The sequence below is a fragment of the Dyadobacter jejuensis genome, assembly GCF_003149085.1.
Taxonomy (GTDB): Bacteria; Bacteroidota; Bacteroidia; order Cytophagales; family Spirosomataceae; genus Dyadobacter; species Dyadobacter jejuensis.
Map to the genome: position 1 here is coordinate 114,243 of NZ_QGDT01000004.1, position 14,335 is coordinate 128,577.

11 protein-coding genes are annotated in these 14,335 nt (G+C 45.8%); 8 read left to right on the plus strand and 3 right to left on the minus strand.

The genetic code is table 11. The annotated features are described in order from the left end of the window. Positions 1-11: 11 nt before the first annotated feature. On the minus strand, positions 12-2,087 hold the full coding sequence (ftsH, locus tag CLV98_RS09655) for an ATP-dependent zinc metalloprotease FtsH (RefSeq protein WP_109674120.1): 2,076 nt from the start codon (positions 2,085-2,087) through the stop codon (positions 12-14). A gap of 77 nt (positions 2,088-2,164) precedes the next feature. Next, entirely contained in the window at positions 2,165-2,548 is a 384-nt protein-coding gene (gene rsfS / locus CLV98_RS09660; RefSeq protein ID WP_109674121.1) for a ribosome silencing factor, read from the minus strand. Positions 2,549-2,594: 46 nt separating this feature from the next. On the opposite strand from rsfS, the gene CLV98_RS09665 reads away from it, so the two are divergent. Further along, on the plus strand, positions 2,595-3,359 hold the full coding sequence (locus tag CLV98_RS09665) for a biotin--[acetyl-CoA-carboxylase] ligase (protein WP_109674122.1): 765 nt from the start codon (positions 2,595-2,597) through the stop codon (positions 3,357-3,359). Here CLV98_RS09665 and CLV98_RS09670 read toward each other — a convergent pair. Continuing rightward, the gene (locus CLV98_RS09670; RefSeq protein ID WP_109674123.1) at positions 3,356-3,685 is read right to left on the minus strand and encodes a transmembrane 220 family protein; all 330 of its coding nucleotides are present in this window, start codon (positions 3,683-3,685) and stop codon (positions 3,356-3,358) included. The two genes, CLV98_RS09665 and CLV98_RS09670, sit on opposite strands and share 4 nt — an antisense overlap. A 317-nt stretch (positions 3,686-4,002) precedes the next feature. Here CLV98_RS09670 and CLV98_RS09675 point away from each other — a divergent pair, with 317 nt between their 5' ends. The 7 genes from CLV98_RS09675 to CLV98_RS09705 all read left to right on the plus strand — a co-directional run bounded on the left by CLV98_RS09675 (position 4,003) and on the right by CLV98_RS09705 (position 14,264). Next, the gene (locus tag CLV98_RS09675; protein ID WP_109674124.1) at positions 4,003-6,201 is read left to right on the plus strand and encodes a polysaccharide lyase family 8 super-sandwich domain-containing protein; all 2,199 of its coding nucleotides are present in this window, start codon (positions 4,003-4,005) and stop codon (positions 6,199-6,201) included. Positions 6,202-6,478: 277 nt separating this feature from the next. Further along, positions 6,479-7,369: an AraC family transcriptional regulator gene (locus tag CLV98_RS09680; RefSeq protein WP_109674125.1), complete on the plus strand. Its 891-nt coding sequence runs from the start codon at positions 6,479-6,481 to the stop codon at positions 7,367-7,369. An 85-nt stretch (positions 7,370-7,454) separates the two neighbouring features. Next, complete coding sequence (locus CLV98_RS09685; protein WP_109674126.1) at positions 7,455-8,144, plus strand: Rossmann-fold NAD(P)-binding domain-containing protein; 690 nt, start codon at positions 7,455-7,457, stop codon at positions 8,142-8,144. 51 nt (positions 8,145-8,195) lie between these two features. After that, positions 8,196-9,230, plus strand: a complete 1,035-nt coding sequence (locus CLV98_RS09690) for an efflux RND transporter periplasmic adaptor subunit (protein WP_109674127.1) — start codon at positions 8,196-8,198, stop codon at positions 9,228-9,230. 47 nt (positions 9,231-9,277) lie between these two features. Further along, positions 9,278-12,403 carry an efflux RND transporter permease subunit gene (locus CLV98_RS09695; protein ID WP_211320005.1) on the plus strand — a complete coding sequence of 1,042 codons (3,126 nt, stop codon included), beginning with the start codon at positions 9,278-9,280 and terminating at the stop codon, positions 12,401-12,403. Between the two features lie 128 nt (positions 12,404-12,531). Beyond that, complete coding sequence (locus CLV98_RS09700) at positions 12,532-13,836, plus strand: TolC family protein (protein WP_109674128.1); 1,305 nt, start codon at positions 12,532-12,534, stop codon at positions 13,834-13,836. An 11-nt stretch (positions 13,837-13,847) separates the two neighbouring features. Continuing rightward, positions 13,848-14,264: a response regulator gene (locus tag CLV98_RS09705; RefSeq protein WP_109674129.1), complete on the plus strand. Its 417-nt coding sequence runs from the start codon at positions 13,848-13,850 to the stop codon at positions 14,262-14,264. The last annotated feature ends 71 nt before the right edge of the window (positions 14,265-14,335 follow it).

Here is a 14,335-nt window from a genome sequence, read left to right on the forward strand (position 1 = left end):
ATATGGAAGATTTATGACGGAGTATTGTCTTTGGCGTCAGCCAAAATCTTAGAATCCGAATCGTCCTTATCATCTTCATCGTCTTGGTGATTGTGCTCCTTCACTATTTCTTCGTGAAGGGCTGCTTCCTCATTGGAGCGGCGGTTCACATAGGCTTGGTAGCTAGTTTCCCTATCGAAGGGGCGCTTGCCAATCAATTTTTCAAGATCGCTTTGGAAGAGAATTTCTTTTTCTAAAAGCTCCTTGGCGAGCACTTCTAAGGCTTCCCGCTTATCGGTCAATAGTTTGATCACGAATTGGTAAGCTTGGTCTACCAACTTACGAACCTCCTCGTCAATCGCTTGAGAAGTAGATTCGGAATAGGGTTTGGTAAAGTTATAATCGCTCTGCTTGGAATCATAGAAAGAAATATTTCCAATTCTTTCGTTCATTCCGTACATGGTGACCATGCTATAGGCTACTTTAGTAACTCTTTCCAGGTCACTTAATGCTCCAGTGGAGATTTTACCGAACACCACTTGCTCTGCGGCACGTCCTCCGAGTGTCATACACATTTCATCGAAAAGCTGCTCTGTACGGTACAAATACTGCTCACGAGGAAGGTATTGGGCATATCCTAACGCAGCCACACCACGGGGTACGATAGAGACCTTTACCAAGGGATCGGCATGCTCGAGATACCATCCCGATACTGCGTGACCCGCCTCATGATAGGCAACGATCTCCTTCTCTTCTGGAGAGATAATTTTGTTTTTCTTTTCGAGTCCACCAATCACCCGGTCCATCGCATCTTGGAAGTCCTGCATAGTCACTTCATTACGATTTCTACGGGCCGCTATCAGCGCGGCTTCGTTACAAACGTTGGCGATTTCGGCACCTGCAAATCCAGGTGTTTGGGACGATAGGCGGTGCATATCAACATCCGACGATAGTTTCAAAGGCTTAAGGTGTACTTTGAAAATGGCTTCACGGCCCACCACATCGGGTTTGTCTACCGAGATCTGGCGGTCGAAACGGCCAGGACGAAGAAGGGCAGGGTCTAATACATCGGGACGGTTGGTTGCAGCCACAATGATAATTCCAGAGTCCGAACCGAAACCATCCATCTCTACCAATAGGGAGTTCAAGGTGTTTTCGCGCTCGTCGTTGGAGCCAGGCATAGCGCCACGGCCTCTTGAGCGACCCACTGCGTCGATCTCATCGATAAAGATGATACAAGGTGCTTTCTCTTTTGCTTGCTTAAATAAGTCACGAACCCTTGCGGCACCTACTCCCACAAACATTTCGACAAAGTCGGAACCGGAAAGAGAAAAGAATGGTACGCCCGCTTCTCCTGCTACGGCCTTGGCAAGGAGTGTTTTACCCGTTCCGGGAGGGCCTACCAAAAGGGCTCCTTTAGGGATTTTGGCTCCAAGTTTCTTGAATTTGTCAGGACTTTGTAGGTATTCTACGATCTCCTTGATCTCTTCTTTGGCTTCGTCCAAGCCCGCCACATCGTTAAAGGTTATTTTTACCTTATTTTCAGCGTCAAATAAGGTGGCTTTGGAACGCCCTATATTGAAGATTTGACCGCCTGGGCCCACGCCTCCCGACATCCGTCCCAGCACAAAATACATGATCAGTATCACTACGATAAAGAAGCCCCAGGTGCTTAGGAAGCTCGTCCAGTCGTTTCGGGTGTCCACCACAAAAGTTACCTTTTCCTGGTCGGGTACCCCCTCCTGCATCTTATCAAAGTCCTTTTTGAAGGTCTCGGCCGAGGTGACCTGAAACTGGTAATGGGCGGGTGCTTCCGCTCCAAAGTACGTGTTCTCCTTGGCTATGGCCTTATATTTGTCAAGTTTAAGGGCCTCTGGCTTAAGGCTCACTTCAACGGTCTTGTCGTTTACTATCGTCACCCGATCAACCTCCTTGTCGGTCATCATTTTTTCGAACTTCTTTTGAGTAGTAGGTCGAACGGTTGAGGTGCGGCTAAGGTACGTTATTCCGAGTATAGTGGCTATAAGAGCGGCTATGATCCATCCTTGGTAACCCTTTTGTGGGTTTTTAGGATTTAGTGGCCCTCGTTTGTTTTCGTTTTCAGACATTCTAAGTTAGAATAAATTAAGAGGAAATATTAATGATAACGTGAAGCATTCAGCGAATGTTCACCTTACAGATTGTTTTATGCAACAGAGTCCTCCAGTTGCGTTACGATGGCATCGCCCCAAAGCTCTTCCAGATCGTAATGTTCTCTTCGGTCCTTGTTGAATATATGGGCTATGACGTCCACATAATCGATCAATATCCATTCGCCATTGGCTTTCCCTTCCTTTTGCCAAGGGTCTACTTGCGACGCCTTGTACACTTGCTCTTCTACGGAGTCAGCCAACGCGTCAATTTGAGTGTCGGAGTTACCCGAACAGATAACAAAAAAATCAGTGAAGGAATTTTTGACCTTTCTCAGGTCCATTATTGTAATATCTATGCCCTTTTTTTCGGCCATTCCTTTGGCAACGAGTTCAGAGAGTTCTTTTGAAGATAGTTCTTTATTTTTGCGTTCTTTCATGCTATTGGATTCCCATTTCTATAAACCTTAAAATAAGCCAAAAAAATTGTACAATTCTATATCTAACACCGGAATAATTGGTAAAAAAGTTGTTTACCTGCCAAGTTGTCACTCAACAAACGACATAGCCGCCGAATTAGTACATCAAAAGGCATTTGAAGAGGGGACCGTTGTCATCACCGATAACCAAACCGGAGGGCGTGGCCAAAGGGGGACGAACTGGTCGTCGGTTACTGGAATGAACCTTACTTTTAGTATCCTATTAAAACCAAAAGGCGTTCCAATAATGGAGCAGTTCTTACTGAGCCAAACCGTGGCCATAGGCTTGGTAACCGGGTTGAAGGAATTGGGCCTGGTGGCCACCATAAAATGGCCAAACGACATATATATTGGTGACCGCAAGATCTGTGGTACACTGATCGAAAACAGCATCCAAGGGGGTGGGATTGCCTCTACCATTGCAGGGATCGGCCTAAATGTCAATCAGTTGGACTTCGGGGCTATCCGGGCTACTTCTTTGGCATTATTGTCAGGGAAAAAATGGTCGCTGCAGCAGGTATTTGAGGTGTTGCTAATAGCCATAGACAAGGCTCTGTTGCGTCTTTATGCCGGCGAAGTAGATGCGATTCGGAGCTTGTATCGGGACAAGCTCCTCGGAATGAATGAAATACGGGGATTTAAAGTGCAAGGGCAACTGATGCAGGCGACGGTCGTGGGGGTCACCGCCCAAGGTCGGTTGCTCTTGCGTACTTTGCAGGGCTCTGTATTAGAAATGGACCTCAAAGAGCTGCAATGGCTCTGGGAGCACTAGCCCCATTTTCCTAGGATCGCCATGGCTAGCGCGCAAATCCCGAGACCAAACGACTCTCTGGCCAGTTCTATATTAAGACTGCGCATCTGAGCTTCTCCCCAAAACACCCCTTCAAACTGGGGAGGCCATTGGAGTATGGCCCCAACCACATAGCCTGCCGTCAGTACATAAAAGACCCAGCTGGGCCATAGCTCCTTCAGACTCATATAGCAGGCTAGCGCAGCAATACTATAAATAAATATCCAGGTAGCAGAATCTGGATCGTTGTTTTGGAAATAAGCAAACAGTAGGAATAATAGCCCGAAAGCTATTTTAAGTATTTTCATGATACCAGTAAATATTTAAAGGATGTATGACGATTGTAAGGGTAAGTCCATTTTTTTTTAAAACTTCTCTTCGCCCTGTTTAAAGTAAATAAAAAAAGGATAAAAAAACTAAAGAACGCCAATGGGCTTTATGAGAAAATTTTCTAACCGACAATTGGTGAATCTCTTAGCAGATACAAAATGTGCGCTTTCCGTTTAAAAACTAAGGCTAGAGCTTTCAGGGTGGGGCTTAATAAAAAACGTCCTAGTTTATAAGGGTATATTTCTATGTTCAGTCATAGATTACCCACTATCCTAAATCCTAAATTTTCATTTTTATGAACTCCCTCCTACGGTTTCAGCTAGTAGTATTGGTACTGGCTTTGTTGTCCTCCCCCTTGTCGGCTCAGCCATCTTCCGTTCCAGCCAGTGGCTCTTCGGATGACCTTAAAATGATAAAAAAGCGAATAGCAGACGACCTACTACTCAGCCGGTGGGAGGATGAGCGCATAGAAGAGGTAATAGGGAAAATGAAACCGGACGGAAGCTTCGAAGGTATAAACTATAGCGATCTTAGTCGTACGGCGGGGTTCCCACACCGGCGTCATACCCATAACCTGATGCAAATGGCCAAGGCTTATAAGAGTCGTGGGTCGAAGTTTTACAAGAAAAAGTACCTTAAAGAAAAAATTGAAAAGGGGTTAGACTATTGGGTTCGTCACGATTTTGTAGGGGACAATTGGCACGACAATCAGGTGACGACTCCAACCAACCTTGGGGAGCTGATGCTGATCATTGGCGACGACCTGCCCAAGGAGCTTGTGGCTAAGGCGCAACCGATGATTGGCCGAGCCCATATGAAGGCATCGGGAGCACGCCCCAGCGGAGACCGCATTGTTATAGCGAGCATCCTGGCCAAAAATCTACTTTTTGTCGGTGACTACAAGACTTTTAATGAAATTATAAAAATCATAGAAGGTGAACTAAAGTTTGCAACGGGCCAAAGAGGCATGCAGCACGACTACAGCTTCCACCATCGGGTCGACCGGGTAAATAATACCGATTCGTATGGATATAGTAAATATGCCAATGCTTTTGGCGACTGGTCGTACTTCGTCTCAGGAACACCCTATGCTTTTTCAAAAGAAAAGATCAATCAACTCGTCGACTATTATTTAGATGGGATTTACAAACAAATGGTGTATGGGGTATATTCCGATGTGAGCGTTCAAAACCGGAATATCTCTATCCAAAGATCCGCCTTTAGCCCCCACAGTACCCTCGAAATAGAACGGCTATTGGTGAGTACAGACTATAGAAAGGATGAGCTAGAAGAAATTATTCGTTTGCGGAAAGGTGAAGTAAAACCCTCCGCCTCCTTTGCCAAGTTCTTTTGGCAGACAGAGCATTTCGTTTTTCAGCGACCCGATTTTTATACCACCGTCCGCATGTATTCGACTAGGAATCGCAATATGGAAGTGCCCTATAATGGGCCGGGCAAATTGACCCACCACCGGGCCGATGGGACCAACTACTTGTTGAAAAAAGGGGACGAATACCATAATATTTGGCCGGTTTACGATTGGCAAAAGATTTCGGGCACAACGATTGTTCAAAAACCCTCCTTACCTGGCCCTGACGATATTCAAAAAGAAGGACTTACCGATTACGTAGGTGGAGTAACCGACGGACTTTACGGAGCCGTGGTATTCGATTTTCAAAGTCCACATGATCCTTTAGTGGCTAAAAAGTCCTGGTTCTTTTTCGACAAGGAATATGTGAGCCTAGGCACTGGTATCAAGTCGAACTCGAAGCTGCAGGTGGCTACCACGGTCGATCAGTCCCTGCTACGGTCGGAGGTAGCCATAGGGCAACAAGGTGCTCGTAAGCAGCTGACACCTGGTAATAGGGAATTGGACGAAGTAAAATGGGTCCATCATAACCAAATCGGCTATGTGTTTCCAAAGCCAGCAAAAGTCACCCTGAGCAATCAGGAAGAGACAGGTACTTGGGCAGCCATCACCGACCAAAAGAATATCAGTCAAGAAGAGGTGCATGAGGGAGTTTTTAAACTCTGGTTCGACCATGGTAGCAAACCATCCAACGCCTCCTATGCCTATATGGTGGTCCCCAACGTATCGGAACAGGAACTCGAGAGGTCTAGCCAGGATAACCGTTCTATAGATATCCTGTCGAATACGGCAAGTATCCAGGGCGTACATCACAAGGGGTTGGGAATTAGTCAGTTGAATTTTTATCAAGCCGGAGAATTAGTCGTCGACAACGCCTTGACAGTCAGGCTGGATAGCCCTGGGATGGTGATGCTGAAGCAAACGGCCGGTCGACTCACCCAGCTTACTTTGGCAGATCCCTCACGCAAACTGAGTCGTATGTTGGTGACAGTGAGTGGTCAATATGCAGGGGAGGCCGATAATTACCGCACGATTGTAGATCAGCAGGCTGGAAGCACCCTTTTTATTGTCGATTTGCCTCAAGGAGTATATTTGGGCAAGAGCGTGGTACTGGCTGTGCAATAGTATAAGTTAGGGCAGTAATTAAAAACGGCACATTTTGAAGCATGTTTAGAGCTTTAGTGTGCCGGTTTTTGAAAATATATACCTGTTATAAGCGGAATAATAGCTAGGGGTTAGCCATTTAAATGCTACTGCATGTGCGCCAAACATGCCTATACGGGTCGTCAATAATTCGTACAAATTCAAAATTTGTCATTATAGCAAATGAACTTTACTCAGCTAAAAGGTATTCATTAAACAAGTATTGTGTTTTTTGTGAAAAGAAGCTTGCCGAGTAGTTATGTCCAAACTTTTGGAGACGAATATATCTCGTAAACAGATTAGTGATGATTTGGTAGTGTTTACTGCCCATGATGCAGAGTACATTTTGGAGCCTAATGTTCCCTTTAGGGCAGAAGCATTCGCCCTAATTGTAGTTGAAACTGGGGAGTTACAGGTGCAATCCAATCTGAAAAATTACACCCTCCTGCCTCAAAGCATTTTAATTGTATTGCCAGATTCGCTGAACGAATTGAAATACCAATCTGAAGACCTGAACTTCATCTGCTTGGCATTTCAAAAACGATACATTGAAAAGTTGGGCCTTATCATGTCTAGTTCGGAGGCGGTATTAATGTTCTCCAAAGACGTTCAACATCACTTTCAGCTGTCGGCAATGGATCATGCAGATATCGTCTATGGGATATCGGTTTTGGCTCGAAAAATTAACATGAATAGAGAGACACCTTTTTATGATGAACTCGTCAAAAGTACTTTTTTATCGGTAACGTATCAGGTAGCCTCTATATTTTTTACCCAACTACCCGTATTAAATGTACAATTAAGTCGGAAAGAAGAAATAGCATCTAAATTTCTCGGGTTGCTGGCAGAGAAGTTCCGACAAGAACGAAGTGTGTCCTATTATGCCAACGTCTTGGCCATTACCACACGTCATCTTTCGCAGGTGCTCAAGGAAGTTACTGGAAAAACTGCCGGAGAACTGATCGATGAGTTGGTCATTCAGGAGGCTAGGGTGCTACTGTCTCAGTCCTCGATCAATGTGGCTGCGGCGGCTCAAATCTTACAGTTTAGTAATCAGTCTTTCTTTGGTAAATATTTCAAACAACATACCGGATACTCCCCTTCAGAGTATCGTTCGTTGAGCCGAACGACGCTTAATCCACCGTTTTGACCAATTCTTCCACCGTTTAGGTCTTTTAGGGCCAAATAAAGCTACCGAATTTTGCAGGGTAAATAATCTATAATACCATGCGATAATGGGAAATAAGCTTTCAAATAAAATAGCAGTAGTCATCGGAGTGGGCTGTATATTAGACCGTCAAGTAATTCGAGCTCTGTTGTTAGAAGGTGGCCAGGTAGCCGTACTGGCGGCTAGCGTTGAGGACTTGAGTCAACTTAAATACTTTCTCAAAAATGAAGAGACATCAAGGCTCCATCCTTTTCTGACCGACCCCCTCGACTATACCAAGAGTCTGGACATATTGGCACATATCAAGGAAACCTGGTCAAATATTGACCTCGTTTTTACCACCTTGGCCAACTACAGCCCACTGGCCACTCCGCAGGACATACTGGTGGCCGACTGGAAACGGACGACAGAAGAGCATATCCAGTTCTACTTCACCAATCTTCTCATACTGGGCTATCTTAAAGACGAGACTTCATTATACGTGACAGCGGGTAGGCAACCGGTAGTTAAGGGCGACAATCAAAATATCCTAGCCGACCTGCGCCATCTGTTACGTTTGGAAAGTCACCCGTATTTTCTGCCAGAACTGGCCAGTACCAACGCCCGCTATCATCACCTTTACTTAAAGGAATCGTGGGGGGATAAAGACGAGGCTGTTTCCTTAAAAAAGGATTATGCCGACTATATCATTCAATTATACCTGGGGCAAACGGAGTGTTTAGAGGCTGATGTCCGCCAAGTTGTTTTAAGCCTTTAGAAGGATCAATTTCTCTTTTCAAACAAAATTTAATAAAAAATAAAAAAAGCAATGCAAGTATTGATAAAAACCTTGACTCCATTATTAGTAATTGGACTCGCTTTGGGCGGTTGTACCAAGGAAAAGAAAGAGGAGTCCAAAGAGGCTACTCCAGTAGCGGTGAGCATATACCGCGTAGGTAAGGCCAGCCAAAGCCAGCAACTGAGCTATTCAGGTAGTATAGAGCCGGATAATGTGGCTCAAATCGGCTTTGCCGTTGGAGGGGTTGTTAATAACGTAATGGTCCAAGAGGGGCAACGCGTGAAACAAGGGCAATTATTGGCATCTATCGACGCCACCGAATACGAGCAAGCGCTGGCCATTGCCGAAGCGGGCCTTGAGCAAGCAGAGGACATGTACAACCGATTAAATGAGCTCTATAAGAAGGGAAGTCTGCCCGCGAAGGACTTTATCGATATCAAAACAAAAGTCGCCCAGGCTCGGGCCAATAAGAATATTAATGCCAAACATATTTCCGATAGCCGCTTGCATGCCCCTATGGCAGGCATTATTTCGGTCAGGGCTATTGAGCGTGGGAGCATGGCCGCTCCGGGCGTACCTGCTTTTACCATGGTTAAGAACGATCAGGTATATGCTCGTTTTTCTGTACCAGAAAGTGAAGTGGGGGGCCTAAAGGCGGGTATGCCAGGGTGGGTATATATACCCACGTTAGCAGATACCTTAAAGGGAAATATCAGTATTATCAACCCCCAGGCCGATCCCGTTTCGAGAACCTATACCGTTAAGATCAGAATAGCAAATAACGAACATCGCTTAATGCCTGGCATGCTCACAGAAACTACAATTATGACGGGGAAAGAGGTTGAAGAACTGGTTGTTCCGGCCAAATCGGTGGTGCGCGATGTAGAGGATCTGTCTTATGTGTATTTGGTAGGGGAGGGAAAGAAGGTTGTAAAAAGAAGGGTTGAAACGGGTAGGCTTACAGGCAACGGAGAAGTCGTGATTCGCAAGGGTATCAAGCCTGGTGATACCCTTGTAATAGCAGGCCAGTCTGGCCTTAAGGATGGAAGTGAGATATCCTTTTGAATTACCTCTGGCGAATGAATTAAAATCAGTAAGATCGATTTGAAAATATGAAAAATAGAAAAATTAACTTCATTGAAGCGGCCATGAAGTACAAGCAAGTTACGCTTGTAATCACGGGAATAATGATGCTTCTAGGAGCTTGGGCCTTGCAAAATATGCCCCGAGCCGAAGACCCGAAAATTGAAACCCCTGTGGCGATGGTCTATGCCTTTTATCCTGGTGCCGACGAGCTTCAGATGGAACAACAGGTAACCAACAAGATAGAGCAATTCTTGTTCTCCTTTGAGGAAGTTGACAAGCAAAAAACGAAGTCGCAGACGCGGGAAGGACAGGTCTTTATTACCGTGCAGCTCCATTCGGAGGTAAAGGACCGAAAGAAATTTTGGGCTACCCTACAGCATGGACTCAATACCAGCATGCGGGCCAGTATACCGCAGGGAGTGATGGGGCCGATCGTTAACAGTAATTTTGGAGATGTAACTGCGCAAATTATCGCTGTTTCTTCTCCGAAAAGGAGTTATGGCGAGTTGGAAAAATATATGGACAAGATGGAGGCCGTTTTGAAAACCATTCCAGAAGTATCTAAGATAAACCGCTCGGGTGGGCAACGGCAGCAGATCTATGTCACTGTGGACGATCGAAAGATGCAGCAATACGGATTCGACATGTCAGTGATTGTCCAGACTTTGCAAATGCAGAATATTACCGCTCCCTCGGGAGAGCTGACGGTAGCCTCAAACATCATACCCGTTTTTACAAACAGCCAATATAAAACCCAAGACGATATCGCCAACCAGATCGTATATACCAGCCCCCAAGGCGTAGTGGTACGTCTGAAAAATGTGGCCACTATCGAAAGGCGCTATGAAGAAGAGTCGTCTTTTATTCGTATTGGAGAGGATAAGGTAATGCTCATTACCACAGAGATGCAACCGGGCAATAATATCGTGGCTTTCGGGGAAAAGGTAGATAGACAGCTGGAAGAACTAAAGGCGGAGTTTCCCGATGATATTAGTATCAATACAATCGTCAATCAGCCAGAAGTGGTAGGAGAAAGTATCAGTCATTTCATGTTCGAATTTTGTTTGGCAATTCTTTCAGTAATCATTGTGGTGATGCTCCTGCTTCCCATCCGAGTAGCGGCCGTTTCTTCGGTGGCCGCGCCGATCGCCATACTGATCACCTTTGGTGTGCTGAGCATTATTGGGATAGAGCTGCATCAAGTGTCACTGGCAGGTCTTATTATCGTCTTAGGAATGGTGGTAGACAATGCCATAGTGGTGGTAGATAATTATATAGAAAAGCTCGATGAGGGCGTGACGCCCTGGACGGGCGCTTGGCAGGCGGCACAGCAGTTGTCCTTACCCATATTTACAGCAACGTTGGCTATTATTTTTGCCTTTGCTCCATTGGCCTTTTTTATGAATGGAATAGCCAAAGACTTTATGGCTTCTCTGCCCATCACGGTGGCGGTAGCGCTGATCGCCTCTATGCTGGTGGCCCTTCTGCTGACCCCTTATATGTGCTTTGTATTTATCAAAAAAGGGTTAAAACATCAAATTAGCGAGCGCCCGCCACGAAAGTCCTTACTCGATAGGCTTCAAAATGTTTTCAATATGGCCGTAGAGTTTTGCTTCCGATGGCCCAAGAGCACCATGGCAGCGGCTGTTGGGGCGGTTATCTTGGCCTTTGTCGTGGCTGCCAATGTGGAGCAAGAGTTCTTTCCAGTCAGTGAAAGAAACCAGTTTAACGTCGAAGTATGGATGCCAAATGGAACGGCATTGTCGGAAACTGAATCGACTGTAAAGGGCATAGAGGCCATACTAAATAAGGATCAAAGGGTCGTGAACATTGCCAGTTTTGTAGGTACCAGCTCACCTCGCTTCCAGACTTCTTATGCGCCTGAAATTCCTCGACGAAACTTCGCACAATTATTTATAACCACCGAAAGTAATGAGGCCACCAATGAATTGGTGAAGGAGTATCGGCCCAAATTTGAAGGTTTCGTTAAGGATGGTTACGTACGTTTTCGTCAGCTAAGCTTCCAAGAGGGGTCTCCTTTGGCTATTCGCGTAATCGGAGAGAATCTTAAAGATCAGAAAAGAGTCGCTCAACAAATAGAAGACATGTTGAGAAATACGGAAGGAACCAACTGGGTCCGCACCGATTATGAAGATGATTATCTGGCGGTAAGTTTGAAGGTCAAAGAGGATGTAGCCGCCAGGCTAGGGGTCCCCAATCAGGCCATAACCCAGACACTTGCAGCCGGACTCAAGGGGTTTGCAGTATCTCAAATATGGGAAGGGGATAAGCCTGTAGATATATTTTTGCGCCTTAATGAGAGCAGTCGTAAGGACTTTGGAAGCCTTGAAAACCTCCATATTAGCTCGATGTATGGAAACAAGGTGGCCCTGAAGGAAGTCGCCGACCTAGCGCCTTCTTGGCATACAGGTGTGCTGGCGCATCGCAATGGGCTACGTACCCTAACGGTATTGTCAGAAGCCCAGCTGGGCCGCAGGGCGTCCAGCATTCTTAAGGAGTTGCAGCCAAAGATCGAACAGATGCAACTTCCCGATGGTATCAGCATCCAGTATGGTGGCGATGCCGAGTCGAGTGGAGAGAACATGCCAGGGATGATGACCGCCTTGAGTGTATCACTCGTGCTGATTTTTATCACCTTGTTATTTCAATTCAAAAGCTTTGGAAAGAGTGTCATTATCCTGGCTACCTTTCCGCTTAGTCTTCTGGGGGCATTTTTGGGGTTGTATCTGACGGGGAATCCAATTGGTATGACGGCCTTTATGGGGATTATTAGTTTGATTGGAATTGTGGTTCGTAACGGAATTATACTGGTCGACTACGCCGATGAACTGGTATTGGATCACGGATATTCCATAAGAGCGGCAGCCTTATCGGCGGCCAAACGGAGGATGCGCCCCATCTTCCTGACCTCTGCGGCCGCTGCTGTGGGTGTTGTGCCTATGATAATAGGAAAATCTCCCCTATGGGCTCCGCTTGGAAGTGTCCTAGCATTTGGCTTGATCGTATCCATGATCCTGACACTATTTGTGGTGCCCGTGTTATACTATAGGTTTATAAAACCTGTGCCCGAAGAAGAGCTCCCAGCACCCACCAGTGAGCATATCCAATTCAAGCCTTCTCATTCTAAGTAATCAAAAAAATAGAGTATGACGGTAGTAGCAGTAATGATGAATGGTAGGCGGCGTCCAGTCTTCAGCTGCTTACCATTTTTGTGACCGATGTTACTACCGACATCATCAATACTAAATTTTAATCCAGTATGAAATTATCAATCACCGGTAAAAGGGGTTATAATACCAACGCATCGAGCCTCCTGGTTCCAATATTGCTGCTTATGGCTTTTGTCGCTCAAGCACAGCAATCCTTAAGCTTGCAGGAGATCCGTCAACTGGCCACCGAACATAACAGAAAAATTGCCCAGGCCCAGTATAATATCAAGGCTGCTGAGGCCGTACAGGCTGGGACCAAAGGTCTCAATAAGCCACAGATCGATGGTTCTGTCTCTGCTTTTCATGTAGGTAAGCCTCTGAGTAGCCTTCTACCCTCTGTTGGGGTTAGCCCTTCGCTAACGGTCTCTCAGGCTATTTATGCAGGAGGTAAAATAAAACTCGGGCAGTCTGCTGCAGCAAAAGGGGTAGAAATATATCAAAACCAGAAGACATTAACAGAAACTCAGGTGTTGCTCCAGGCCGAAACGGCGTATTGGCAGATCGTGAGTCTGAAAGAAAAAATAGGTCTGACCAATCGATTTATCGTTTTGTTAGACTCTTTGGACCAGCAACTTTCCAATTCCTTTGATGCCGGGTTAATCTATAAAAACGACCTCTTAAGAGTAAGGGTACAACGAAATGAAACGGCCCTCAATTTGGCGAAAGCAGAGGATGGACTCATGCTTGCCAAGTTAAGCCTAGCCCAAATCATTGGCATGCCCGGAGATGTAAATTATTCTATCAACGACTCGGTTTCAGGTACATTTCGCCCCCTTGCTAGTGAGCCGTTGCCTGGTATAGCCGAAAACCGCATAGAAATCCAAATGCTGAAAACCACCATGGAAGCTCAGCAGCTTCAGAAGGAAATACTTAAGGCCGATTTTAAGCCCACCGTTGGTCTACTTTTCGGTGGATTTACCGGTGTAGGAAAGAAGATGAATTTTACTACTGGGGAAAATACCCTGTCTTCCTATTTTGGTATGCTGAGTGTAAGTGTGCCGATTTGGGACTGGGGACAGAAAGCGAGTAAGGTGAAGGAACAATCCTACCGTATGGATGCCTTACAGAGTCAGATTGACGAAACCAAAGAGTTGCTTACGCTGGAAGTCCAGGAGGCCTATTCGAAGCTCAATCAGTCGGCCCGTCGAATTAGCTTGTCCTATGCGTCGGTGATACAGGCAGAGGAAAACCTGCGCTTAAGTACGGATCGGTTTGCGGCTGGGACCGTTACCGGACAGGATGTCCTGGAAGCTCAGACACTCTGGGAGCAGGCCAACAGTAATATCATCGATGCTAAAATAGCGTATAAAATAAATGAGGCCGCCTATAGAAAGGCAATAGGGGATATCAAATAGAAGTGTGGTATATGCCAAATGACATTGCCGACAACAACTATAAGCCAGCGATACTGTATGTAGACTCTGAGGTGCATAATATAACGGCCTTTGTGGCGATGTTGCGCCGAGAGTACCATATCGTATCGGCTGGCTCGGCCTTTGTGGGGCTAGAAATATTACAGTCACAACATTTTGAAATTATAGTGAGTGCAAAAAATATGAAAGAAATGAATGGGGCGACGTTTTTGGCCAAATCGATGGCTACCCATCCTTGCTCTATCCGGCTGATGGTATCGGACTATGCCGATGAGGACAGGGGACAGGGGCAGGGGCGCCTGATACATGATTTTTTGATTACCCCCTGGGATCAGTCGCAGGTAAAGGCGATATTGAAAAGAACTTATGCAGATTATTTGCTAACCTGCAAGGCGAAAAATATTGAGTAGGTCGCCATATGATACTTTTGGTAAATGGTCCAGGATAGCATATTCAGCGATCTATATCAATCTGAGTGAAA

Bases quoted from the DNA above. Each gene is read 5' to 3' on its own strand.
- ftsH (WP_109674120.1), bottom strand. From the start codon at position 2,087: ATGTCTGAAAACGAAAACAAACGAGGGCCACTAAATCCTAAAAACCCA.
- CLV98_RS09680 (WP_109674125.1), top strand. From the start codon at position 6,479: ATGTCCAAACTTTTGGAGACGAATATATCTCGTAAACAGATTAGTGAT.
- rsfS (WP_109674121.1), bottom strand. From the start codon at position 2,548: ATGAAAGAACGCAAAAATAAAGAACTATCTTCAAAAGAACTCTCTGAA.
- CLV98_RS09695 (WP_211320005.1), top strand. From the start codon at position 9,278: ATGAAAAATAGAAAAATTAACTTCATTGAAGCGGCCATGAAGTACAAG.
- CLV98_RS09685 (WP_109674126.1), top strand. From the start codon at position 7,455: ATGGGAAATAAGCTTTCAAATAAAATAGCAGTAGTCATCGGAGTGGGC.
- CLV98_RS09675 (WP_109674124.1), top strand. From the start codon at position 4,003: ATGAACTCCCTCCTACGGTTTCAGCTAGTAGTATTGGTACTGGCTTTG.
- CLV98_RS09705 (WP_109674129.1), top strand. From the start codon at position 13,848: ATGCCAAATGACATTGCCGACAACAACTATAAGCCAGCGATACTGTAT.
- CLV98_RS09670 (WP_109674123.1), bottom strand. From the start codon at position 3,685: ATGAAAATACTTAAAATAGCTTTCGGGCTATTATTCCTACTGTTTGCT.
- CLV98_RS09690 (WP_109674127.1), top strand. From the start codon at position 8,196: ATGCAAGTATTGATAAAAACCTTGACTCCATTATTAGTAATTGGACTC.
- CLV98_RS09700 (WP_109674128.1), top strand. From the start codon at position 12,532: ATGAAATTATCAATCACCGGTAAAAGGGGTTATAATACCAACGCATCG.